Origin of the sequence: Blastococcus sp. HT6-4 (assembly GCF_039679125.1) — a bacterium.
Classification (GTDB): domain Bacteria; phylum Actinomycetota; class Actinomycetes; order Mycobacteriales; family Geodermatophilaceae; genus Blastococcus; species Blastococcus montanus.
The window spans coordinates 3391558-3413912 of record NZ_CP155551.1 but is presented as its reverse complement, the minus strand read 5'-3'; the positions used below and the strand labels follow the sequence as shown (position 1 = coordinate 3413912).

Here is a 22355-nt window from a genome sequence, read left to right as displayed (position 1 = left end):
CGCCCACATCACTGACACGACCCCGCAGGGAAGAGGACTCAGAGCCATGGCCGAGCTGACGATCTCCGCAGACGAGATCCGCAGTGCCATCCAGAACTACGTCACCGAATACTCGCCTGACGTCTCCCGCGAAGAGGTGGGGATCGTCACCGAGGCCGGTGACGGCATCGCCCGTGTCGAGGGCCTGCCCTCGGTCATGACCAACGAGCTGCTCGAGTTCGAGAGCGGCGTGCGTGGTCTGGCGCTGAACCTCGACGTGCGCGAGGTCGGCGTCGTCATCCTGGGCGACTTCGCGGGCATCGAGGAGGGGCAGCAGGTCCGCCGGACCGGCGAGGTCCTCTCGGTCCCCGTCGGCGACGGCTACCTCGGTCGCGTCGTCGACCCGCTGGGCAACCCGATCGACGGCGCCGGCCCGATCACCACCACCGGCCGCCGCGCCCTCGAGCTGCAGGCGCCGACCGTGGTGCAGCGGCAGTCGGTGCACGAGCCGATGCAGACCGGGATCAAGGCCATCGACGCCATGACCCCGATCGGCCGCGGCCAGCGTCAGCTGATCATCGGCGACCGGCAGACCGGCAAGTCGGCGATCGCGCTGGACACGATCATCAACCAGAAGGAAGCCTGGGCGACCGGCGACCCGACGCAGCAGGTGCGCTGCATCTACGTCGCGGTCGGCCAGAAGGGCTCCACGATCGCGGCGACCCGGTCCGCGCTCGAGGACGCCGGCGCGATGGAGTACACGACCATCGTCGCCGCCCCCGCCTCGGAAGCCGCCGGCTTCAAGTACATCGCCCCCTACACCGGCTCGGCCATCGGCCAGCACTGGATGTACGAGGGCAAGCACGTCCTGATCGTCTTCGACGACCTGTCCAAGCAGGCCGAGGCCTACCGCGCCGTCTCCCTGCTGCTGCGCCGCCCGCCGGGTCGCGAGGCCTACCCGGGCGACGTCTTCTACTTGCACTCCCGCCTGCTCGAGCGTTGCGCGAAGCTCAACGAGGAGCTGGGCGCCGGCTCGATGACCGGCCTGCCGCTCATCGAGACCAAGGGCAACGACGTGTCGGCCTACATCCCGACGAACGTCATCTCGATCACCGACGGGCAGATCTTCCTCGAGACGGGTCTGTTCAACTCCGGTGTCCGCCCGGCCATCAACGTCGGCATCTCGGTGTCGCGCGTCGGCGGCTCGGCACAGATCAAGGCCATGAAGTCGGTCGCCGGGCGGCTGCGGCTGGACCTGGCGCAGTACCGCGAGCTGGAGGCCTTCGCCTCCTTCTCGTCCGACCTCGACGCCTCGAGCCGCGCGACCCTCGAGCGCGGTCAGCGCCTGGTCGAGCTGCTCAAGCAGGGCCAGTACTCCCCGTACCCGGTGGAGCGCGAGGTCGTGTCGCTGTGGCTCGGCACCACCGGCAAGCTCGACCGCGTGCCGGTCTCCGACGTCCGCCGGTTCGAGGCCGAGTTCCTCGACTTCATCGGCCGCAGCCACGGCGGCGTCTACGACGAGATCCGGCAGAGCAAGAAGCTGGGCGACGACGCCGTGAACACCCTGGAGGGGGCGGTGGAGTCCTTCTACGGCCAGTTCACCACCTCCGAGGGCCAGTCGCTCGCGGGCAACGAGCCCGAGGCCGAGGCCATGGACGCCTCGGAGCGGGGTCAGGAGCGCGTCCAGGTCAAGCGGGGCAGCTGACCCATGGCCGGTACCCTCCGCGCGCTGCGGCGCCGCATCCGCTCCACGCAGTCGACGAAGAAGATCTTCTCGGCCCAGGAGCTGATCGCCGGCGCCCGCATCGTGCGCGCCCAGGCCCGGGTGGAGGCCTCCAAGCCCTACGCCCGGGAGATCACGCGGGTGCTCTCCGCGCTGGCCTCGTCGGCCTCGCTGGACCACCCGCTGCTGACCGAGCGGGAGGACGTCCGCCGGGCGGCGGTGCTGGTGATCACCTCCGACCGCGGGTTCGCCGGCTCGTACAACGTCAACGTGCTCCGGCGCACCGAGGAGCTGCTCTCGCTGCTGCGGCAGGAGGGCAAGGAGCCGGTGCTGTACGTGGTCGGCCGGAAGGGGGAGACCTACTACTCCTTCCGCGACCGCGCGATGGCCGAGACGTTCACCGGGTTCTCCGAGCAGCCGAAGTACACCGACGCGCAGGAGGTCGGCGGGGTCCTCATCGACGCCTTCACCGCTGGTGAGGACGACGACGAGACCGGCGGCGGTACCGACGGCATCGCCGGCGTCGACGAGCTGCACATCGTCTACACCGAGTTCCGCTCGCTGCTCGCGCAGGTCCCGGTCGCCCGGCGGATGGCACCGCTGGAGGTCGAGGAGGTCGAGGAGTTCGACTACGAGCGGGAGGACCGGGCCGCCGGCACCGCCGCCGACAACGGCATCCCGACCTCCTACGAGTTCGAGCCGTCGCCGGAAGGGCTGCTCGACGCGCTGCTGCCGAAGTACATCACCACGCGCATCTACGCGGCGATGCTCGAGGCGGCCGCCTCCGAGTCGGCCTCCCGCCGACGGGCCATGAAGTCGGCCTCCGACAACGCCGAAGAGCTGGCGAAGAACCTGTCCCGGCAGGCCAACCAGGCCCGCCAGGCGGAGATCACGCAGGAGATCAGCGAGATCGTCGGTGGCGCCGACGCGCTGGTCTCGTCCGGCTCGAACGACTGACCACACCGAACAGCAGACACCCAAGCCCCAGGGCAGGAGAGCAGTACAGATGACCGTCACCGAGGACCGTCCGACCACCTCGCAGACCACGGCCGCCGGCCGTGTCGTGCGGGTCACCGGGCCGGTCGTCGACGTCGAGTTCCCGCGCGACGCGATGCCCGACCTGTTCAACGCCCTGAAGGTCGATGTCACGCTGGCCGACCTCAGCAAGACCCTCACCCTCGAGGTCGCCCAGCACCTCGGCGAGAACGTGGTGCGCACCATCTCGATGGCGCCGACCGACGGCCTCGTCCGGGGCGCCGAGGTCACCGACACCGGGAACCCGATCATGGTTCCCGTCGGCGAGGTGGTGACCGGGCACGTCTTCAACGCCCTCGGTGAGTGCCTCGACACCCCCGGCTATGCCGCGGACGCCCTGCGCTGGTCGATCCACCGGCACGCGCCGCGGTTCGACCAGCTCGAGGGCCGCACCGAGCTGCTGGAGACCGGCATCAAGGTCATCGACCTGCTGACCCCCTACGTGGCCGGCGGGAAGATCGGTCTGTTCGGTGGAGCCGGCGTCGGCAAGACTGTGCTGATCCAGGAGATGATCCGCCGGGTCGCCCAGGAGTTCGGTGGTGTGTCGGTGTTCGCCGGTGTCGGCGAGCGCACCCGCGAGGGCAACGACCTCATCACGGAGATGACCGAGTCCGGCGTCATCGAGTCGACCGCCCTGGTGTTCGGCCAGATGGACGAGCCGCCGGGCACCCGTCTGCGGGTGGCCCTGTCGGCCCTCACCATGGCGGAGTACTTCCGCGACGAGATGAACCAGGACGTGCTGCTGTTCATCGACAACATCTTCCGGTTCACCCAGGCCGGCTCCGAGGTGTCGACCCTGCTGGGCCGCATGCCGTCGGCGGTGGGATACCAGCCGACGCTGGCCGACGAGATGGGCGTGCTGCAGGAGCGGATCACCTCGACCCGGGGTCGCTCGATCACCTCGCTGCAGGCGATCTACGTGCCCGCCGACGACATCACCGACCCGGCGCCGCACACGACCTTCGCCCACCTCGACGCGACGACCGTGCTCTCGCGGCCGATCTCGGAGAAGGGCATCTACCCGGCCGTGGACCCGCTGGACTCCACCAGCCGGATCCTCGACCCGCAGTACGTGGGCCAGGAGCACTACCAGATCGCCCAGACGGTGAAGCAGATCCTGCAGCGCTACCAGGAGCTGCAGGACATCATCGCCATCCTCGGCATCGACGAGCTCTCCGAGGAGGACAAGGTCACGGTCAACCGGGCCCGGCGGATCGAGCGCTTCCTCTCGCAGAACATGTTCGTCGCCGAGGCCTTCACCGGCCAGCCCGGCTCCTACGTGCCGCTGTCGGAGACCCTGGAGTCGTTCAAGGCCCTCACCGAGGGCACGTACGACCACGTGCCGGAGCAGGCGTTCTTCATGTGCGGTGGCCTCGAGGACCTCGAGAAGAACGCGAACAAGCTGAAGAAGTAGCAGGCGGAGGCCCCCCTGCGGGGGCCACCGGCACCTCACGACGGCCGGGTCCCCGTACGGGGGCCCGGCCGCCGCGCGTCGCCCGACGGGGTGAATTCCGTGCCGACGCCCTGCGCCGTCGCGGGTGATCTGCCGACCATCGTGTACGAGCGCGCCCGAGGACCGGGCGCCGGGACGAGGGGCGTCGTGGAGCAGGACATCGCGGTTGTTCGGTTCACGGGCCGGGAGACCGGTGACTGGACCTGGCCGCCGTACGCGCCGGTCGAGGCGCCCGAGGCGACCTTCCACACCGAGGGCTGGGCGCCGCGCACCTGCGTCCGGCACCCGTGGGTGCGGGTCGGGCGCTGGACCCTGCTCTACCGTCGCGCCGCCTGACGCAGGCCCGGGTCCCCCCACCGTCCGCGAGGCGCAGGGCGGAACCCTGGGCAGGGCGGATGCGACACGCCGCTAGAGTGGGCGCATCCGTCGCCGGCCCCGGGCCGGCGTACCCGTACGCACCGCACCCCTCCACCCGGTGGAGGGGCGGACCCCGAGGAGTGTCGTGGCGACCCTGCAGGTCGAGTTGGTGGCCGTCGAGCGCAAGATCTGGTCCGGCGAGGCCACGAGCGTCATCGCCCGCACCACCGAGGGTGAACTCGGTGTCCTGCCCGGCCACGCACCACTGCTGGGCCAGCTGGCCGACGGCGGGGTGGTGACCATCCGCACCGAGTCCGGCGAGGACCTGGTGGTGGCCGCCCACGGGGGCTTCCTGTCGGTCACCGAGCGCGGGGTCTCCATCCTCGCGGAGACCGCCGAGATCGCCTCCGAGATCGACGTCGAGCGCGCCCGCGAGGCGCTCCGCCGCGCCGGGGACGAGGACAGCCCCGAGGCGCTGGCCGCCGCCCGTCGTGCGCAGTCACGGTTGAGGGCGGCGGGCGAGTCCGCCTGATCCACCGACGACCGGCGGGCGAGCGCGCGTGATGACCACCGTCCTGCTGATCCTGGCCGGCGTCCTGCTGCTCCTGGTCGTCGTGGTCTTCCTGCTCCGCCGCCGTTTCCTGCTCTCCGGCCTCGGCGCGGTCACCATGTGGCTGCGCACCGAGGGTGCGCCGCGCTGGTCGGTCGGCGTCGGCTGGTACGGCGGCGACGCGCTGCTCTGGTACCGCGCGCTGTCGCTGTCGGTCCGCCCCCAGCAGCGGCTGTCCCGGTCGGAGTTCCGCGTCCTGTCGCAGCGGCCCGCCGGGCGGGAGGACCCCGCGCTGCCCGAGGACGTCGTCGTGCTGGCCTGCAGCACCGCCGCGGGGCCCCGGGAGCTGGCGATGGAGCCCTCGACGCTGACCGGCTTCCTCTCCTGGGTGGAGTCGGCGCCGCCGGTGCACTGACGAGGGCCCTCCGCGGGGCCGCCGTCAGCCCTTCGGCCCCCGGGCCGCCCGCTGGGCGTGCACACCGCTGTGCGCACCGGGCTCCCACAGGATGTCCCCGTCGGGGTTGGCGACCCGGGACAGGATGAACAGCAGGTCCGAGAGCCGGTTGAGGTAGCGCGCGGTCTCCGGGTTCGTGCGCTCGGCGTCGGTCTCCAGCAGCGCCCAGACGCTGCGCTCGGCCCGGCGGGCGACCACCCGGGCCTGGTGCAGCAGGGCCGCCAGCGGGGTGCCGCCGGGCAGGATGAAGCTGGTCAGCGCGGGCAGCGTCTCGTTGAAGCCGTCGCAGGCCGCCTCGAGCCGCTCGGTGTAGGCCGCGGTCACCCGCAGCGGCGGGAACTCCGGGTGCGTGGTGATCGGCGTGCAGAGGTCGGCGCCGACGTCGAACAGGTCGTTCTGGATGCTGCGCAGCAGCTCGGCGACCTCCGTCCCGGCCGTTCCCACCGCCAGGGCGACGCCGATCGCGGTGTTGGCCTCGTCCACGTCGGCGTAGGCGACCAGCCGGGGATCGGTCTTCGACACCCGGCTCATGTCGCCCAGGTGCGTCTGGCCGGCGTCGCCGGTCTTGGTGTAGATGCGGGTGAGCCGGACGGTCATGCGCCGAAGCCTAGGCGGCGCTCCGCCGCAGCGGCGCCGGTGCGCCCGCCGGGCACCGTAGGGTGGACCGGTGGAGTGCTTCGAGGTCACCGGGGGAGCGAGGCTCTCGGGCCGGGTGCGGGTCACCGGCGCGAAGAACAGTGCCCTGAAGCTCATGGCGGCGGCGCTGCTCGCCACCGGACGGACGACCATCGACGAGGTCCCCGACATCCTCGACGTCGCGATCATGAGCGAGGTGCTCCGCCGGCTGGGCTGCGCGGTGTCCTACGACCGCACGCCCGGTGGCGGTGGCGGCGGCCGGCTGGTCATCGACGTCCCGGAGAACCCGTCCACGGAGACCGACTACGACCTCGTGCGCCGGATGCGCGCGTCGATCAGCGTGCTGGGGCCGCTGGTCGCCCGCTGCGGCAGCGCACGGGTCGCCCTGCCCGGCGGTGACGCGATCGGGTCCCGCGGGCTGGACATGCACATCTCGGGCCTGGAGCGGCTCGGGGCCACGATCATCAGCGAGCACGGGTTCCTCGTGGCCACCGCGCCCCGGCTCACCGGGACGTCGATCTGGCTGGACTTCCCGTCCGTCGGGGCGACCGAGAACCTGGTCATGGCGGCGGTGCTGGCGCAGGGCACGACCGTGGTCGACAACGCCGCCCGGGAGCCGGAGATCGTCGACCTCTGCCGGATGCTGTGCGAGATGGGCGCCCGCATCGACGGCGCCGGCACCTCCACGATCACCGTGGAGGGCGTCGACTCCCTGGAGCCGGTGGCGTACACGACGGTGCCCGACCGGATCGTGGCGGGGACGTGGGCGATCGGCGCGGTCATGACCCGCGGGGACGTCGTCATCGAACGCGGCGTCGCCGAGCACCTGACCGTCGCCCTGGACAAGCTCGCCGACGCCGGGGCCACCGTCGAGCCGCTGCCCGGGGGCATCCGCGTGGCGATGGAGGACCGGCCGCGCTGCGTCGACGTCGTCACCCTGCCGTTCCCCGGCTTCCCGACCGACCTGCAGCCGATGGCCGTGGCGCTGGCCGCCGTCTCCACCGGCACGGCCCTGATCACCGAGAACGTCTTCGAGGGCCGGTTCATGTTCGTCAACGAGCTGGTGCGGCTGGGCGCCGACGTCCGCATCGACGGCCACCACGCCGTCGTGCGGGGGCGGGAACGGTTCTCCAGCGCGCCCGTGGTGGCCACCGACATCCGCGCCGGTGCCGGGCTGGTCCTCGCCGGGCTGTGCTCCGACGGGGTGACCGAGGTGCAGGACGTCCACCACGTCGACCGCGGCTACCCCGACTTCGTCGACCAGCTGTGCGGCCTGGGCGCGCAGGTCCGGCGCACCCAGCGGCCCGGCTGACTCAAGCCCGGCCGGTGAACGACGCCGCCAGCGCCGAGGCCCTCGGGGCGTCCTCGGGGAAGACGAGCACCTCGGCCCGGTGGGCCGCCGGCGAGCGCACGGTGGACCGGATGCCGGCGTCGGAGAGCACCGCCCGCAGCGCCAGGGCCGAGTCGCGCCGGGTCAGGGTGGCGACCCGGACCAGCAGCCCGTCGTCGGCGGGCGACGGAGGCCGGCGCTCCCCGCCGCCGCCGAAGGCCCACCGCGTGAACAGGACCAGCAGCGCGACCACCACGACGGCGACCAGCGGGCCCACCACGTAGCTCAGGCTGCCCGTGCCGACCGGCATGCCACCTCTCCCTCCGACCCGATCGAGTGTGCCACCGCTCACGTCGCCAGGGCGGGGCTGCTACCGGCCGGTAGCAGCCCTACACTCCGCCGGTATGCCGTTCCCTTCAGCGCCGAAGGAGCGCGACCGCCCCTGGGTCATGCGCACCTACGCCGGCCACTCCTCGCCGGCCGAGTCCAACGCCCTCTACCGGCGAAACCTCGCGAAGGGCCAGACCGGTCTCTCGGTCGCCTTCGACCTGCCCACGCAGACCGGCTACGACCCCGACGACGAGCTCGCCGTCGGCGAGGTCGGGAAGGTCGGCGTCCCGGTCACGCACATCGGTGACATGCGGGCGCTCTTCGACGGCATCCCGCTGGACGAGATGAACACGTCGATGACCATCAACGCGACGGCGATGTGGCTGCTGGCGCTCTACCAGGCGGTCGCCGAGGAGCACGGACACGACGTCACGAAGCTCGCGGGGACCACGCAGAACGACATCATCAAGGAGTACCTGTCGCGCGGGACCTACGTCTTCCCGCCCGGCCCGTCGATGCGGCTGATCACCGACATGGTCGCCTACACGGTGACGACCATGCCGAAGTGGAACCCGATCAACATCTGCAGCTACCACCTGCAGGAGGCCGGCGCGACGCCGGTGCAGGAGATCGCCTACGCGATGAGCACCGCCATCGCCGTCCTGGACTCCGTCCGCGACTCCGGCCAGGTGCCCGAGGAGCGCTTCGGCGAGGTCGTCGCCCGCATCTCCTTCTTCGTCAACGCGGGCGTCCGCTTCGTCGAGGAGATGTGCAAGATGCGCGCCTTCACCCAGCTCTGGGACGAGCTGACGAAGGAGCGCTACGGCGTCGAGGACCCCAAGCACCGGCGCTTCCGCTACGGCGTCCAGGTCAACTCCCTCGGGCTCACCGAGGCCCAGCCGGAGAACAACGTCCAGCGCATCGTGCTGGAGATGCTCGCGGTCACCCTCTCCAAGGACGCCCGGGCCCGGGCGGTGCAGCTGCCGGCCTGGAACGAGGCCCTCGGCCTGCCCCGGCCGTGGGACCAGCAGTGGTCGCTGCGCCTGCAGCAGGTGCTCGCCTACGAGACCGACCTGCTCGAGTACGACGACCTGTTCACCGGCTCGGTGGTCGTCGAGCAGAAGGTGGCCGAGCTCGTCGAGGGCGCGCGCGCGGAGATCGCGCGGGTGCAGGAGATGGGCGGCGCGGTCACCGCCGTCGAGTCCGGCTACATGAAGGGCCAGCTGGTCGGCTCCCTGGCCGAGCGCCGGCGCCGGATGGAGAGCGGTGAGGACGTCGTCGTCGGCGTCAACAAGTTCGACACCACCGAGCCCAACCCGCTGACCGCCGACCTCGACACCGCGATCATGGTCGTGGACCCGGCCGTGGAGGCCGCCGCGCAGGACGCGGTGCGCGAGTGGCGGGCCGGGCGGGACCCGGAGACGGTCGAGCGCGCGCTGCAGCGGCTGCGGGAGGTCGCCGGCACGACCGAGAACCTCATGGCCGCCACCCTCGACTGCGCCCGCGCCGGCGTGACGACGGGGGAGTGGGCCGGGGTGCTGCGTGAGGTGTTCGGCGAGTACCGGGCACCGACCGGCGTCGCCGCGGCGGCCGGTGGCGGCGAAGCGAACCAGTCGCTCACCGACGTCCGGGAGCGGGTGCGCGCCACGGGTGAGGAGATCGGCGGGCGGCTGCGGTTCCTGGTGGGCAAGCCCGGCCTGGACGGGCACTCGAACGGCGCCGAGCAGATCGCGGTGCGCGCCCGGGACGCCGGGTTCGAGGTCGTCTACCAGGGCATCCGGCTCACGCCGGCGCAGATCGTCTCCGCCGCCGTCGAGGAGGACGTGCACGTCGTGGGCCTGTCGGTGCTCTCCGGCTCGCACCTGCAGGTGGTCCCGGCGGTCCTGCAGGGGCTGAAGGAGGCGGGCCTCGACGACGTCCCGGTCGTCGTCGGCGGCATCATCCCCGACAGCGACGCCCGGCGGCTGCGCGACCAGGGGGTCGCCCGGGTGTTCACGCCCAAGGACTTCGGGCTCAACGACATCATGGGCGAGGTAGTCGACGTGGTCCGCGAGGCTCACGACCTGGACGGGAAGGTTCCCGCCCGGGCCTGACCACGGGGCCGAAGCGGACGTCGACGCCCGGGGAGAACAGGACGCTGTCGGGCGGGCCCGGGAGGTCCCCCAGGCCGGCTGCGGGCAGGAGCGAGTCGTCCAGGTCGACCAGCTCCGCCCGGTGCAGCGGCCAGGCCGGGTGCTCGTTGCGCCAGTAGGCGGCACCGCGACGTCCGGCCCGGTGCAGCCCCCACCGGGCGGTCAGGAACAGGGCCAGGGGGTCGGGCTCGGCCAGCGGACCGCCCACCTGGACGGTCAGCCTGCTGCGGGCACCCGCGGGGCCGGGCCAGCGCCGGCGGCAGCTGTAGGTCCAGCGGTCGCCGGCGCGCTCGATCCGCATGCGCGACCAGGCGTACGGCAGCCGTGCCGCCCAGCGCGCGGCGAGCACGGGAACCAGGCGTTCGGCGTCCAGCGACCGGAAGACGACGCCCCTGCGCCCCTGCGCGTCGACCGAGTAGAGGCGGACGTTGGTCTCGGCGAACGAGCCGAGGTAGGGGATCCCCGGCGTCCCGAGCAGCCCGATCCGCTGCATGCGGAACGGGATGAGCCCGACGTACGTGGCGCCGTCGACGACGTCCGGGCGGGTGCCGGCCGGCAGCAGGGGGGCGACGCGCGCCGGGTCCACCGCCCAGTGCAGGAACGCGACGTCGCGCCAGCCCTGGGTGAACACGGTGCGCCCCGCCGGTCGCGGGGCGGTCGGGCTGAGCGGTTCGGGATCGGCCACCGGCCCAGCGTCCCCCTCTCCGGGCACGTTCGTCGTTGCCGACCGCGGCCCGCGCATGGTGGGGTCGGGGCATGGCTGACGACGGCGCACCCCGGGTCGAGCGCGACGGCGACGTCGTCCGCATCACGATGACGCGCGCGGCGAGACGCAATGCGCTCTCCCGCGAGCACCTCACCCAGTTGCTCGCGGCCGTGACCGAGGCGGGGGAGAGCGACGCCGCGGGCATCGTGCTGGCGGCCGAGGGGCCGGTGTTCAGCGCCGGGCACGACTTCGCCGACGTGGCCGGCGCCGCCCTGCCCGAGGTCCGCAGCCTGCTGCGGCTGTGCACCGAGCTGATGCAGACCGTCCAGGACGTGCCCCAGGTCGTCATGGCGCGCGTGCACGCGCTGGCCACGGCCGCCGGCTGCCAGCTGGTCGCCTCCTGCGACCTGGCCGTCGCGGCGGAGTCGGCCGGGTTCGCCGCCCCGGGCGGCAAGGGCGGCTGGTTCTGCCACACGCCGATGGTCGCGATCGCCCGCAACGTCGGCCGCAAGCGCGCGATGGAGCTGGCGCTGACCGGCGACGTCATCGACGCCGCGACCGCGCTGGACTGGGGGCTGGTGAACCGGGTGGTGCCCGACGCCGACCTGGACACCGCCGTCGACGAGCTGATGGGCCGGGCGACCCGCGGCTCGCGGGCCAGCAAGGCGTGGGGCAAGCAGACGATGTACGCCCAGCTGGACCGGCCCGAGCGCGACGCCTACACGACCGCGATCGAGGTCATGGCCGCGGCCAGCCAGCTGCCCGGCGCCCGCGAGGGCATGGCCTCGTTCCTCGAGAAGCGCCGTCCGGTCTGGCCGGACTGAACCCCTTCGGGTGACTCCGCGCACACGCGGGATGGTGGGGCGCCCGTGCGGCATTGAGACCTGCCGTGCAGAACCTGTGGGGGCTCACGCGACGTCGTGACGTGGACTTCGGACGGCTGACGACCGCCGGCTGTTGACGCCGGCCGCTCCCGCCGTCCCTCTCCGCACGTCCCCCGAAAGGCACTCCTGTGCTCGCACGTCTCCGCCGCGTCCCGTTCGCGGCCCAGGTCCTCATCGGCCTCGTCCTCGGCGTCGCCCTCGGGCTCGTCGCCCTCGACATGGGCCCCGTCGGCCCGGACGAGCCGAACTGGCTGACCAGCACCCTGCAGACCGTCGGCTCCACCTTCGTCACCCTGCTCAAGGCGCTGGTGCCACCGCTGATCGTCACGGCGGTCATCGTCAGCATCGCCAACCTCGGGCAGGTGGCCAACGCCGCCCGGCTCGCCGGCCAGACGCTGCTCTGGTTCGCGATCACCGCCCTGATCGCGGTCTCGATCGGCATCGGCCTGGGCCTGCTCACCGACCCGGGCCGGAACAGCTCGGTCGACGCCGCGAGCGCTGCGGCCCCCGAGCGGACCGGTGGGTGGTGGGACTTCCTCACCGGCCTGGTGCCCGGCAACATCCTCGGCCTCCAGGGCTCCGCGGAGGGCGCGCTCTCGTTCAACGTGCTGCAGCTGATCGTGATCTCGGCCGCCATCGGCATCGCCGCGCTCAAGGTGGGGGAGGCGGCCGAGCCGTTCCTGGGCTTCGTCCGCTCGGCCCTGGCGATCGTCCAGAAGGTGCTCTGGTGGGTCATCCTCCTGGCGCCGATCGGCACGGTCGGCCTGATCGGCAACGCCGTCGCCAGCTACGGCTGGGAGTCCCTGGGCTCGCTGGGCATCTTCGCCGGTGCCGTCTACGCGGGGCTGGCGCTCGTGCTGTTCGTGGTCTACCCCGTCCTCCTGCGGCTGCACGGCCTGTCGCCGCTGCGCTGGTTCGCCGGCGCGTGGCCGGCCATCCAGCTCGCCTTCGTGTCGCGCTCGTCGATCGGCACGCTGCCGGTGACCGAGCGGGTCACCGAGCAGAACCTCGGCGTCCCGCGGTCCTACGCCTCGTTCGCCGTCCCGCTCGGGGCGACGACGAAGATGGACGGCTGCGCCGCGATCTACCCGGCGCTGGCGGCGATCTTCGTGGCCGGGTTCTTCGACGTGGACCTGTCGATCACCGACTACCTGCTGATCGTGCTCGTCTCCGTGGTCGGGTCGGCGGCCACCGCCGGGGTCACCGGCGCCGTGGTCATGCTGACCCTGACGCTGTCCACCCTGGGCCTGCCGCTGGCCGGCGTCGGCCTGCTCCTGGCGGTCGACCCGATCCTCGACATGGGCCGTACCGCGGTCAACGTCGCCGGCCAGGCGCTCGTGCCGACCATCGTGGCCCGGCGCGAGGGGATCCTCGACCTGGACCGGTTCCGGGGGGTCGCCGGCACCGAGCCGCTGGCCCGGGCCGACGAGCGCGGCGGTGTCGATGCCGACCTCGAGGCGTCCGTCCCCGCCTGAGCGCGGCGGGCCCGGATCCCACGGGGATCCGGGCCCGCCCGTCACCCCTGAAGCAGGTCGGCGCAGCCGGACTCGTGCGGCAGCAGCGGCCGGAGCACCACCGACCACCGGGTGCCGTCGTCCGACGTCCACGGGGTCGCGGACGAGGCCGACGCCGCGGCCTCGAGGACGGCGGCCGCGTCGTCGCCGGTGGCCGTGACGCACGTGATCCCCGGCCCGATCGGCTCCCCTGGCAGCGGCGGGCCGGGCCACGGCTGTTCGGGCTGGGCCGGCTCGGGCCCGGGCTCGGGGTAGGGGGAGACCAGCGCCGCCACCGCGTCGGCCACGTAGGGCTCGGGGCCGGTGACCCGGTCGGCCCCCAGCACCTGGGCCGGGTCGCGCAGCGCGTCGACGAGCTCGGACAACCGTTCCCGCGCGGCCAGCTGCTCCTCGGTGAGTCCCAGCCCGTCGGCCGGCCCCGGACCCTCTCCCGGACGCTCCTCCGGGCCCGCGCCGGCGATGCCCAGGGCGTAGACCTCCCGGGTGACCGTCTCGCCCCCCGTGCGGACGGTGAACCGGGTGCTGGTCGCGTCGGCGACCGGCGGGCTGCCGAGGTCGGTGTCCTCCGCGACCCCCGCGGCGAGCGCCCGGTCCACCAGCTCCCGCACGCCTCCGTCGTCGAGCCGGTGGACCTGCAGGTTGGGCAGCGCCGGGGCGGGCCACATGGCCACCACCGGGCCGTCGGTGAGCACCCGGCCGTCGGCGTACACGGTCACGGTCGGCACGCGGCCGGCCAGCAGGGCGGGGGTGGTGAACCCACCGACCTCGCTCACCTGGAGGACGACCGTCGCCGGATCGGCGGTCTGCGGTGTCGACGGCGAGGGCCCGGCGGGGGAGGCGTCGTCCGCGGGACGGGCGGCGCAGGCCCCCAGGAGCAGGGCCAGCACCGCGGCGGCGACGGCGCGCAGTCGAAGGGTCGTCATACGGGTATGACGGTGCCGGCGGCGCGAAAGGTTCCGGTGCCGTCAGTGGATGACGAGGTCGGCCAGGACGTCGCCGGCGGGGCGGGGCCGGCCGAACAGGTATCCCTGCCCGTACCGGACGCCGCGGGCGACCAGGGTGTCCCGCTCCGCGGCCTCCTCCACGCCCTCGGCGATCAGCCGGGCGCCGGTCTCCCCGGCGAACGCCACCATCGCCGACGTCATCGCCTGGCGGGCGCGATCGGCCTGCAGCCCCATCACCAGCCCGATGTCGAGTTTGATCACGTCGGGGTTCAGCCGCAGGATGTGCCGCAGGCTGGCGTAGCCGGCGCCGGCGTCGTCCACGCTGACGGCGACGCCGGCGCGGCGCAGCCGCCGCGTGACCGCGACGACGGCCTCGTAGTCGTCGACCGGGCTGTGCTCGGTGATCTCCACGCACAGCGGGCAGCCCGCGTGCGCCAGCAGCAGGTCGACGACGGTGGGGCAGAGCAGCGCGTCGGCCGAGAGGTTCACCGCCAGGCTCAGCCCGCCGGGCAGCCGGCCGGCGGCTCGGAGCGCGGCCCGGGCCGCCGCCTCCTCCAGCTCGACGCCGATGCCGATGGCGGCCGCCTCGCCGAACAGCTCCGCCGGCCCGTCCCCACCCCACCCGGGAAAGCGGCTGAGGGCCTCGTGGCCGGCGACCGCGCCGGTCACCATGTCGACCACCGGCTGCAGGACGACCTCGACGGCGCCCTGCGCCAGGAAGGTGCGCACCCGCTCGCGGCGGGCGGCGAGGTCCCGCGCGGATGCCGGGCGCGGGTGCTGCAGGTGGTCGCTGATCAGGTCGGCCAGCAGCTCGACCGTGCGCACCGCGTCGGCGTCCAGGTGCGTGCCCGGGTCCCGGCTCACGCAGCACAGCATCCCGACCGGGCGCTGGTCCACGCCGCGGAGCGGGGCGCCGACGTAGGAGCCGATGCCCAGGTCACCGGTGATCGGCAGGTCCCGCGTCCGCGGATCGCGACGGGCGCCGGTGACCACGGGCGGCAGCTGCCCGCTGAGCACCCGCACGCAGTAGGAGCCCTCCAGGGGCGCGGTCATCCCTTCCTGCACGTTCATGGCATCGAGCTCGCCGGTGGCCGAGGTGATCCGCTGGCTGCCCTCCGTGAAGAGGGACACCCAGGCGATCTCCATGCCGAGCCGCGTGCGGGCCGCGTCGAGCAGCCAGTGCACCCAGTCGCCGGCGAGCCCGCCGGCGCTCGCCGTGGTGGTTCCCCCAGCAGCAGGCACGCCGTCCATTCTGGGCGGATCCGGGGACCAGCACCACGATTTCCGGTCCCGCCGTTTCCGCAACCGGCGGGGCGGTCGGCTCCGTGGCGGGACCGGTACCGTCGTCGCCCGTGCGCCTGGTCCTCGCCCGCTGCTCCGTCGACTACATCGGTCGACTCACCGCCCACCTGCCGATGGCGCCCCGCCTCCTGCTGGTGAAGGCCGACGGCTCGGTGTCCGTGCACGCCGACGACCGGGCCTACAAGCCGCTGAACTGGATGAGCCCGCCGTGCAGCCTCGCCGAGGAGCTGACCGACGGCGCGGGCACCTGGACGGTCACCAACAAGGCCGGCGAGCAGCTGATCATCACGATCGACGAGGTGCTGCACGACCACGCCCAGGAGCTCGGCGTCGACCCCGGGCTGCAGAAGGACGGCGTCGAGGCGGAGCTGCAGCGGCTGCTGGCCCTGCACGTGGAGACCTTCGGCGCCGGCTGGTCGCTGGTCCGCCGGGAGTACCCGACGGCGATCGGGCCGGTGGACCTCCTGTGCCGCGACGCCGACGGCCGGGTCGTCGCCGTGGAGATCAAGCGTCGCGGCGAGATCGACGGCGTCGAGCAGCTGACCCGGTACCTCGAGCTGCTCAACCGCGATCCGCTGCTGTCCCCGGTGCGCGGGGTCTTCGCCGCCCAGGAGATCAAGCCCCAGGCGCGCGTGCTGGCCACCGACCGCGGCATCGACTGCGTCACCGTCGACTACGCCGTCCTGAAGGGCACCGACGACCCGTCGCAGCGGCTCTTCTAGCTCCGTTACCCCTGGGTAGCCCCCGGGCCCGGGAACGGCGGGTGAGAGACTGCCCGCGATCACCGGCGGTGGGAGGAGATGGCAACGTGGCCAGAGAACTGAACGAGGTCGGCGTCGTGGGGCTCGGCACCATGGGTGCGGGCATCACCGAGGTACTCGCACGGGCGGGCCTGTCGGTCACCGCCGTGGAGGTGAACGACGAGGCGCTGGCCCGCGGGCGAGGGCACCTGGAGCAGTCCACCGACCGCGCCGTGGCGCGCGGCAAGCTCGACCCGGCCGACCGGGACGCGATCTTCGAGCGCGTCCGCTTCTCCACCTCGCTGGAGGACCTGGGCGACGCCGAGCTGGTCATCGAGGCCATCCCGGAGCGGATGGAGCTCAAGGCCGACGTCTTCGCCAAGCTCGACAAGATCTGCCCGCCGGACACCATCCTGGCGACCAACACCTCGAGCCTGTCGGTCACCGAGCTGTCGGTGGTCACCGGCCGGCCGAGCAAGGTCATCGGGATGCACTTCTTCAACCCGGCGCCGGTCATGAAGCTGGTCGAGGTGGTGCGCACCGTCGTCACCGAGCCGTCGGTGGTCGAGGACGTCGAGGCCCTCGCCGACCGCCTGGGCAAGGTCGACGTGACGATCGGCGACAAGGCCGGCTTCATCGCCAACGCCCTGCTGTTCGGCTACCTCAACCACGCGGTCTCCATGTACGAGAACCGCTACGCCAGCCGCGAGGACATCGACGCGGGCATGCGGCTCGGCTGCGGCCTCCCGATGGGCCCGTTGGCCCTGATGGACCTCATCGGCATCGACACCGCCTACGAGATCCTCGACACGATGTACAAGCAGTCGCGCAACCGGCTGCACGCGCCCAGCCCGGTCATCAAGCAGATGATGACCGCCGGGCTGCTCGGCCGGAAGGTCGGCCGCGGCTTCTACACCTACGCCGAGCCGGGCTCCGCCGAGGTCGTCCCCGACGCGAGCACCCCGGTCCCGGGTGGGGCCGCGGAGGGCGCCCGCCCGGTGCAGACCGTGGGCGTCGTGGGCTCCGGGACGATGGCCACCGGCATCATCGAGGTCGTCGCCAAGGGCGGCTACGACGTCGTCTTCGTCGCGCGGTCGGCGGAGAAGGTCGAGGCCGTGCGCAAGGCGCTGGCCAAGTCGCTCGACAAGCAGGTCGTCCGCGGCCGGCTCGAGGAGGCCGCCCGCGACGAGATCCTCGCCCGGGTCACCGGCACCGACTCGCTGGACGACCTCGCCGACCGCGACCTGATCATCGAGGCCGTGATCGAGTCGCTGCCGGTCAAGGAGGCGCTGTTCGCCAACCTCGGCGAGATCGCCAAGGCCGGCGCGGTGCTCGCCACCACCACCTCCAGCCTCCCGGTCATCGAGTGCGCCAAGGCCAGCGGCCGCCCGGCCGACGTCGTGGGCATGCACTTCTTCAACCCGGCGCAGGTCATGAAGCTGGTGGAGGTCGTCTCGACCATCTCCACGGCGCCCGACGTCGCCGCCACGGTGCACGCGGTCTCGGCGAAGCTGAAGAAGCACGCGGTCTCCTGCACCGACCGTGCCGGCTTCATCGTCAACGCGCTGCTCTTCCCGTACCTGAACGACGCGGTGAAGATGCTGGAGGCGCACTACGCCACCGCCGACGACATCGACGCCGCCATGAAGGTCGGCTGCGGCTACCCGATGGGTCCCTTCGAGCTCCTGGACGTCGTGGGTCTGGACGTCTCGCTCGCCATCGAGCGGGAGCTCTACACCGAGTTCCGGGAGCCCGGTTTCGCCCCGGCGCCGCTGCTCGAGCACCTGGTGACCGCCGGCTACCTGGGCCGCAAGACCGGTCGCGGGTTCCGGGACTACGCCAGCCGCTGACGCGTGCCCCGTCGCCGTCCCCGGGCCGGCTCCCGACCTGCGCGTCGGGAGCCGGCCCGGACCGTCGACGCCGTCGAGGAGTCCGGTGACGGCGACTGGGTGGTCCGGCCGGTCACCGGCAGCTCGACCGCCAAGACCTACCGCTGCCCCGGCTGCGACCAGGAGATCCGCCCGGGGACGCCGCACGTGGTCACCTGGCCGGCCTACGTGCGGGACTCCGACCTCGATCCCTGGGACGTCGAGTCGGCCGCCGACCGGCGCCGGCACTGGCACACCGCCTGCTGGCGCTCGCGCACCCGGCGCCGGTAGGGCCGGCGGGGACCGGACTCAGCCGACGAGCCGCGCCGAGACGACGACGTTGTCGCGGTAGTCGCCCCGGTCGAACGGCCCACCGCAGGTGATCAGCCGCAGCTCGGCTCCGGGCGTCGGCGCGTAGACCGCGGTGCCGGGGAAGGCCGCCTTGCGGTGCTGCGCGACCCCGGTCACCCGGAACCGCGCCACGCTGCCGTCCGCCCGGTCCACGAGCACCTCGTCGCCGGGTACGGCGTCGGCGAGCCCCGCCAGGGCGCCGGGGCGCCCGGCCCAGTCCACGTGCCCGGTGAGCACCGCGGGGCCGGCCGCGCCCGGGCGGGGACCGGCGGTGAACCAGCCGGCGAGCGCCGGATCCGCCGGGGGCACGAGCGCGCCGGCGGCGTCCAGGCCCGCGCCGGTGACCGCGGCGTCGATCCCCGCGGCGGGTACCCGCACCCGCACCGGCACCGGCACCGCCACCGGCTCCGTCCACGTGGCCGCTTCGGCGACGTGGGCAGGCGCCGTGCCCAGCGCGGAGCGGACGCCCCGCAGCCACCCGCCCGCCGGGCGGGAGCCGCCTCCGGCCGCCACCCCGCCGACGGGGCGCACGGCCGGGCCGGTCGCGTCGACGACCGCGCGCAGCTCGACGCCACCTGCCGGCCGGTCCAGGGCGAGCAGCGTGACCACCGAGCCGGCCGGCAGCTCCACCGCGGTGTCACCGGCACCGTCGGCCCGCGCGAGGTACCGGCCGCCGGGCACGGTGACGTAGGGGCCGACACCGGGGGCGCCGAGGTCGGTGGCGAGCTCCGGGCCGCCGGTCAGCGCGACGTCCAGGCCGTCCGTGGTGGCGGCGACCACCCGCACCCGTGCGGCACCGGGCGGCGGGGCGCCCAGGTCGTCGTCCACCGGGGCGAGGGACAGCTCGGCGAACGCGCCACCGATCAGCACCGTGCGCGCCTGGCCGGGCGGGACGTCGACGCGCCGCGACAACACCGGCGGTGTGCCCGGCGGCGCACCGGCCGCACGGATGCTCACCGCGTACGCGCCGGCGGGGAGCTCCCGGTAGTGGCTGAGACCGCCGTAGCGCAGCCCCGCGACCAGGGTGGGCCCGGGATCGGTGAGCACCGTGCCGGGCGCCGCTGCCGGGGCCAGCGAGACGTCGACCGCCGGGGTGTCGGGGGAGAGGTGCGCCACGCGCAGCGACCCGGGCGCGGGGTCGTCGGTGGCTGCCCGGGCGGGTGCGGCCAGGCCGCCGATCAGCAGCGCCAGGACCACGGCCAGAACAGCCGACAGCCCGCGTGCCGAGCGGACCGGGGGGTCCGTGGGGACGCGGGCTGTCGCCGGGCGGTGCGGGGAGGTCAGGAGCGCCCCTGGCCCGCGGGCTCCTCGATCGCCGGGACGGCGGCCGGCTGGGTTCCTGTGGTCGGGCCCGTGGCGGTCGGCCTCGGCGGCAGCGGCAGCTGGCGCGTGGTGGGCTCGCCGGTGCGCTGCGGGGCGGCGGCCGGGAACGTGGCGGTCACCGGCTCCGGGCGGTGGGGCTGACGGGCCGCGGCGGCCTCGCCCTCGCCCTGACCCCGGGGAGCCTGGACCGCCGGCTGCTGGCCGGTCTGCGGCCCGGGGACCGGAGCCGGGGACTGGGTGGCCGAAGGCCTGGGGGTCTGTGCCGCGGGAGCCTGCGTCGCGGGGGCCTGGGCCGCCGGCCGGCGACGCTCGGACTCGGCGTCGTCCCGGGACTGCTGGGCCTGGTCGCTGAGGTCGGGAAGGCTGTCCAGCAGCCGGCGGGCCTGGACGAGCCGGCTGGTCAGCTCGTCGCGGACGTCGCGGATCGCCTCGGCGCGGGCCTCCGCCTCGGCGACCAGCTGGGCGGCGTGCTGCTCGGCGGCGGCGATCCGCTGCCGGGCGGCCTGCGTGGAGACGCGCTCGCGCTCCTCCTCGGCCTGGGCGGCCTCGGCGCGGCGTGCCCGCTGCGCGATCTCGAAGTCCTCCTCGACCTTCGTGCGCCGGGCCTGGGACTCGGCGTCGAGGCGGGCGACCCGCTCCTGGGCCTTGGCGACCAGTTCGTCGGCGCGGATCTGCGCCTTCTGGGCGATCTGCTCGGCGCTCTGCCGCGCCTCGGCGATCATCCGCTCGACCTCGGCCTGGCCCGCGGCGTGCCGCTCGAGCAGCGCCCGCTCCTCGGCGGCCGTCTGCTCGCGCACGGCGACGGCGTCGGCCTCGGCGGCGTGGCGGATCTCCCCGGCCTCCTCCTCGGCCAGCTGCAGCATGTGCTGGATGCGCTCGCTGATGTTCTCGAACGTGGGGGCCGAGGCGTTGGCGGCCTTGCGGCGCAGCGACTCGATCTCCCCGTGCAGCGCGGACAGCTGGCCGGCCAGGTCGGCCGAGCGGGCGACGGCGGCGTCGCGGTCGGCCAGGGCGATCCGGAAGTCGTCCTCGAGGCGTTCGATCGTGTCGGCGACCTGGCTGCGGTCGTAACCCCGCAGGACGACGTCGAACGAGTGCTGCGCCTCGTGCATCGGCAGATCGCGGCGGGGGTCGGTCATGCGTTCATCCTCGCAGAAGGGGAAGGGCTCGTCACCGTTGCCGGGGGAGTCGAACCACAGGTGTCCCGGACGCACCGGGCGACACGCCGGGCGGCGTGCCCGGGGGGCCGGACCGCGGCGCGGTCCGGCCCCCCGGTGACCCGGTCGTCGTGGACCGGGTCGTCGCTCAGACGCCGCGGAAGCGGTTGATCGCCTCGAGGTGCTTCTCGCGCTTCGCGGCGTCGGTGACGCCGAGCCCCTCCTCGGGGGCGAGGGTGAGCACGCCGACCTTGCCCTGGTGCGCGTTGCGGTGGACGTCGAGCGCGGCCTGGCCGACCTCCTCCATCGGGTACACCTTGGACAGCGTCGGGTGGATCAGCCCCTTGTCGATGAGCCGGTTGGCCTCCCACGCCTCCTTGTAGTTGGCGAAGTGGGAGCTGAGGATGTTCTTCAGGTTCATCCAGAGGTAGCGGTTGTCGTACTGGTGCATGTAGCCGGTGGTCGAGGCGCAGGTGACGATCGTGCCGCCCTTCTTGGCCACGTACACGCTGGCGCCGAAGGTCTCCCGGCCCGGGTGCTCGAAGACGATGTCGACGTCCTCGCCCCCGGTCAGCTCACGGATCTTCTTGCCCAGGCGCTGCCACTCCTTGGGGTCCTGGGTGTGCTCGTCCTTCCAGAACTTGTAGCCCTCGGCGGAGCGGTCGATGATCAGCTCGGCGCCCATCCGGCGCACGATCTCGGCCTTCTCCGGGCTGCTCACGACGCACACCGGGATCGCGCCGCCGTTGAGCGCCATCTGGGTGGCGTAGGAGCCCAGCCCGCCCGAGGCGCCCCAGATGAGCACGGTGTCGCCCTGCTTCATGTTGGCGCCGTTGCGGCTCACCAGCTGGCGGTAGGCGGTGGAGTTGACCAGCCCGGGGCTGGCCGCCTCCTCCCAGGACAGGTGGGCCGGCTTGGGCATGAGCTGGTTGCTCTTGACGAGGGCCAGCTCCGCGAGGCCGCCGAAGTTGGTCTCGAAGCCCCAGATCCGCTGCTGCGGGTCCATCATCGTGTCGTCGTGGCCGGCCGGGTCCTCGAGCTCCACCGAGAGGCAGTGCGCGACGACCTCGTCGCCCGGCTTCCACTTGTTGACGCCGGGGCCCACCCGCAGGACGACGCCGGCGAGGTCGGAGCCGACCACGTGGTAGGGGAGGTCGTGCCGCTTGGTCAGCTCGGAGACGCGGCCGTAGCGCTCCAGGAAGCCGAAGGTCGAGACCGGCTCGAAGATCGACGTCCAGACGGTGTTGTAGTTCACCGACGACGCCATGACGGCGACGATCGCCTCGCCCGGGGCGAGCTCCGGCGTCGCCACCTCCTCGACGTGCAGCGACTTGCGCGGGTCCTTCTCCCTGGTGGGCAGCCCCTCGAACATGTCCTGCTCGTCCTTGCGCACCAGCACGGCGCGGTAGGACTCCGGCACTGCCAGGCCTCCCAGTGCGTCCAGCTGGCCGGCGAGGATGGCATCCCTGATCTCGTTCACGCGTACTCCCGGGTCATCGGTGGCCGTCGTTGGCCAGGCTCGGAGGGCAGTGCGGGGCGGTGCGGGCGGTGCTGGCGGTGCGATGTTACCGACGGGTAACCGGATGG

At 73.3% G+C, this 22355-nt stretch carries 21 protein-coding genes; 13 read left to right on the top strand and 8 right to left on the bottom strand.

Annotated features, from left to right (window positions below; translation table 11 throughout):
- Positions 1 to 46: 46 nt before the first annotated feature.
- The 6 genes from atpA (at position 47) to ABDB74_RS16185 (ending at position 5512) form a co-directional block, all read left to right on the top strand.
- Positions 47 to 1684, top strand: coding sequence for a F0F1 ATP synthase subunit alpha (gene atpA, locus ABDB74_RS16210; RefSeq protein ID WP_346619792.1), 1638 nt, complete (start codon positions 47 to 49; stop codon positions 1682 to 1684).
- Positions 1685 to 1687: 3 nt separating this feature from the next.
- A complete protein-coding gene (locus ABDB74_RS16205) occupies positions 1688 to 2659 on the top strand; it encodes a F0F1 ATP synthase subunit gamma (protein ID WP_346619791.1) in 972 nt (323 codons plus the stop codon).
- A gap of 49 nt (positions 2660 to 2708) precedes the next feature.
- Positions 2709 to 4151 carry a F0F1 ATP synthase subunit beta gene (gene atpD / locus ABDB74_RS16200; RefSeq protein WP_346619790.1) on the top strand — a complete coding sequence of 481 codons (1443 nt, stop codon included), beginning with the start codon at positions 2709 to 2711 and terminating at the stop codon, positions 4149 to 4151.
- Positions 4152 to 4250: 99 nt separating this feature from the next.
- Positions 4251 to 4526: a hypothetical protein gene (locus ABDB74_RS16195; protein WP_346619789.1), complete on the top strand. Its 276-nt coding sequence runs from the start codon at positions 4251 to 4253 to the stop codon at positions 4524 to 4526.
- Positions 4527 to 4692: 166 nt separating this feature from the next.
- Positions 4693 to 5079 carry a F0F1 ATP synthase subunit epsilon gene (locus ABDB74_RS16190; RefSeq protein WP_346619788.1) on the top strand — a complete coding sequence of 129 codons (387 nt, stop codon included), beginning with the start codon at positions 4693 to 4695 and terminating at the stop codon, positions 5077 to 5079.
- Positions 5080 to 5110: 31 nt separating this feature from the next.
- Positions 5111 to 5512 carry a DUF2550 domain-containing protein gene (locus tag ABDB74_RS16185; protein ID WP_346619787.1) on the top strand — a complete coding sequence of 134 codons (402 nt, stop codon included), beginning with the start codon at positions 5111 to 5113 and terminating at the stop codon, positions 5510 to 5512.
- 24 nt (positions 5513 to 5536) lie between these two features.
- On the opposite strand, the gene ABDB74_RS16180 is transcribed toward ABDB74_RS16185, so the two are convergent.
- Positions 5537 to 6148 (bottom strand): cob(I)yrinic acid a,c-diamide adenosyltransferase, encoded by a 612-nt coding sequence (locus ABDB74_RS16180; protein ID WP_346619786.1) that lies wholly within the window; start codon positions 6146 to 6148, stop codon positions 5537 to 5539.
- 70 nt (positions 6149 to 6218) lie between these two features.
- On the opposite strand from ABDB74_RS16180, the gene murA reads away from it, so the two are divergent.
- Entirely contained in the window at positions 6219 to 7499 is a 1281-nt protein-coding gene (gene murA / locus ABDB74_RS16175; protein WP_346619785.1) for a UDP-N-acetylglucosamine 1-carboxyvinyltransferase, read from the top strand.
- A 1-nt stretch (position 7500) separates the two neighbouring features.
- Here the strand turns inward: murA and ABDB74_RS16170 are convergent, their stop codons facing one another.
- Positions 7501 to 7827 carry a hypothetical protein gene (locus ABDB74_RS16170; RefSeq protein ID WP_346619784.1) on the bottom strand — a complete coding sequence of 109 codons (327 nt, stop codon included), beginning with the start codon at positions 7825 to 7827 and terminating at the stop codon, positions 7501 to 7503.
- A 94-nt stretch (positions 7828 to 7921) separates the two neighbouring features.
- Between ABDB74_RS16170 and ABDB74_RS16165 the strand changes: the two genes are divergently transcribed.
- Positions 7922 to 9940: a protein meaA gene (locus ABDB74_RS16165; protein ID WP_346619783.1), complete on the top strand. Its 2019-nt coding sequence runs from the start codon at positions 7922 to 7924 to the stop codon at positions 9938 to 9940.
- On the opposite strand, the gene ABDB74_RS16160 is transcribed toward ABDB74_RS16165, so the two are convergent.
- Positions 9870 to 10664, bottom strand: a complete 795-nt coding sequence (locus ABDB74_RS16160; RefSeq protein ID WP_346619782.1) for a DUF2071 domain-containing protein — start codon at positions 10662 to 10664, stop codon at positions 9870 to 9872. The two genes, ABDB74_RS16165 and ABDB74_RS16160, sit on opposite strands and share 71 nt — an antisense overlap.
- A 71-nt stretch (positions 10665 to 10735) precedes the next feature.
- Between ABDB74_RS16160 and ABDB74_RS16155 the strand changes: the two genes are divergently transcribed.
- Together ABDB74_RS16155 and ABDB74_RS16150 are read left to right on the top strand one after the other, a co-directional pair.
- Entirely contained in the window at positions 10736 to 11509 is a 774-nt protein-coding gene (locus ABDB74_RS16155) for an enoyl-CoA hydratase-related protein (protein ID WP_346619781.1), read from the top strand.
- A gap of 188 nt (positions 11510 to 11697) precedes the next feature.
- Complete coding sequence (locus tag ABDB74_RS16150; RefSeq protein WP_346619780.1) at positions 11698 to 13044, top strand: dicarboxylate/amino acid:cation symporter; 1347 nt, start codon at positions 11698 to 11700, stop codon at positions 13042 to 13044.
- Between the two features lie 41 nt (positions 13045 to 13085).
- Here the strand turns inward: ABDB74_RS16150 and ABDB74_RS16145 are convergent, their stop codons facing one another.
- Both ABDB74_RS16145 and ABDB74_RS16140 read right to left on the bottom strand, forming a co-directional pair.
- Positions 13086 to 14006 (bottom strand): hypothetical protein, encoded by a 921-nt coding sequence (locus ABDB74_RS16145; protein WP_346619779.1) that lies wholly within the window; start codon positions 14004 to 14006, stop codon positions 13086 to 13088.
- Positions 14007 to 14048: 42 nt separating this feature from the next.
- Entirely contained in the window at positions 14049 to 15269 is a 1221-nt protein-coding gene (locus tag ABDB74_RS16140; RefSeq protein ID WP_346619778.1) for an EAL domain-containing protein, read from the bottom strand.
- A 110-nt stretch (positions 15270 to 15379) separates the two neighbouring features.
- Here ABDB74_RS16140 and nucS point away from each other — a divergent pair, with 110 nt between their 5' ends.
- The 3 genes from nucS (at position 15380) to ABDB74_RS16125 (ending at position 18228) form a co-directional block, all read left to right on the top strand.
- Positions 15380 to 16051, top strand: a complete 672-nt coding sequence (nucS, locus tag ABDB74_RS16135; RefSeq protein WP_346619777.1) for an endonuclease NucS — start codon at positions 15380 to 15382, stop codon at positions 16049 to 16051.
- 86 nt (positions 16052 to 16137) lie between these two features.
- Positions 16138 to 17919, top strand: a complete 1782-nt coding sequence (locus ABDB74_RS16130) for a 3-hydroxybutyryl-CoA dehydrogenase (protein WP_346619776.1) — start codon at positions 16138 to 16140, stop codon at positions 17917 to 17919.
- Between the two features lie 3 nt (positions 17920 to 17922).
- Positions 17923 to 18228 carry a hypothetical protein gene (locus ABDB74_RS16125; RefSeq protein WP_346619775.1) on the top strand — a complete coding sequence of 102 codons (306 nt, stop codon included), beginning with the start codon at positions 17923 to 17925 and terminating at the stop codon, positions 18226 to 18228.
- Positions 18229 to 18246: 18 nt separating this feature from the next.
- Here ABDB74_RS16125 and ABDB74_RS16120 read toward each other — a convergent pair whose 3' ends face one another.
- From ABDB74_RS16120 to ccrA, 3 genes are all read right to left on the bottom strand, one after another.
- Positions 18247 to 19485: a DUF4397 domain-containing protein gene (locus tag ABDB74_RS16120; RefSeq protein WP_346619774.1), complete on the bottom strand. Its 1239-nt coding sequence runs from the start codon at positions 19483 to 19485 to the stop codon at positions 18247 to 18249.
- A gap of 83 nt (positions 19486 to 19568) precedes the next feature.
- The gene (locus tag ABDB74_RS16115; RefSeq protein WP_346619773.1) at positions 19569 to 20750 is read right to left on the bottom strand and encodes a hypothetical protein; all 1182 of its coding nucleotides are present in this window, start codon (positions 20748 to 20750) and stop codon (positions 19569 to 19571) included.
- Positions 20751 to 20916: 166 nt separating this feature from the next.
- Complete coding sequence (gene ccrA, locus ABDB74_RS16110) at positions 20917 to 22248, bottom strand: crotonyl-CoA carboxylase/reductase (protein WP_346619772.1); 1332 nt, start codon at positions 22246 to 22248, stop codon at positions 20917 to 20919.
- Positions 22249 to 22355 lie beyond the last annotated feature (107 nt).

What these genes read in the sequence shown, in the direction of transcription:
- atpD (WP_346619790.1), top strand. Translation starts at nt 2,709, where the DNA reads ATGACCGTCACCGAGGACCGTCCGACCACCTCGCAGACCACGGCCGCC.
- ABDB74_RS16180 (WP_346619786.1), bottom strand. Translation starts at nt 6,148, where the DNA reads ATGACCGTCCGGCTCACCCGCATCTACACCAAGACCGGCGACGCCGGC.
- atpA (WP_346619792.1), top strand. Translation starts at nt 47, where the DNA reads ATGGCCGAGCTGACGATCTCCGCAGACGAGATCCGCAGTGCCATCCAG.
- ABDB74_RS16145 (WP_346619779.1), bottom strand. Translation starts at nt 14,006, where the DNA reads ATGACGACCCTTCGACTGCGCGCCGTCGCCGCCGCGGTGCTGGCCCTG.
- ABDB74_RS16165 (WP_346619783.1), top strand. Translation starts at nt 7,922, where the DNA reads ATGCCGTTCCCTTCAGCGCCGAAGGAGCGCGACCGCCCCTGGGTCATG.
- ABDB74_RS16185 (WP_346619787.1), top strand. Translation starts at nt 5,111, where the DNA reads ATGACCACCGTCCTGCTGATCCTGGCCGGCGTCCTGCTGCTCCTGGTC.
- ABDB74_RS16155 (WP_346619781.1), top strand. Translation starts at nt 10,736, where the DNA reads ATGGCTGACGACGGCGCACCCCGGGTCGAGCGCGACGGCGACGTCGTC.
- ABDB74_RS16170 (WP_346619784.1), bottom strand. Translation starts at nt 7,827, where the DNA reads ATGCCGGTCGGCACGGGCAGCCTGAGCTACGTGGTGGGCCCGCTGGTC.
- ABDB74_RS16115 (WP_346619773.1), bottom strand. Translation starts at nt 20,750, where the DNA reads ATGACCGACCCCCGCCGCGATCTGCCGATGCACGAGGCGCAGCACTCG.
- ABDB74_RS16205 (WP_346619791.1), top strand. Translation starts at nt 1,688, where the DNA reads ATGGCCGGTACCCTCCGCGCGCTGCGGCGCCGCATCCGCTCCACGCAG.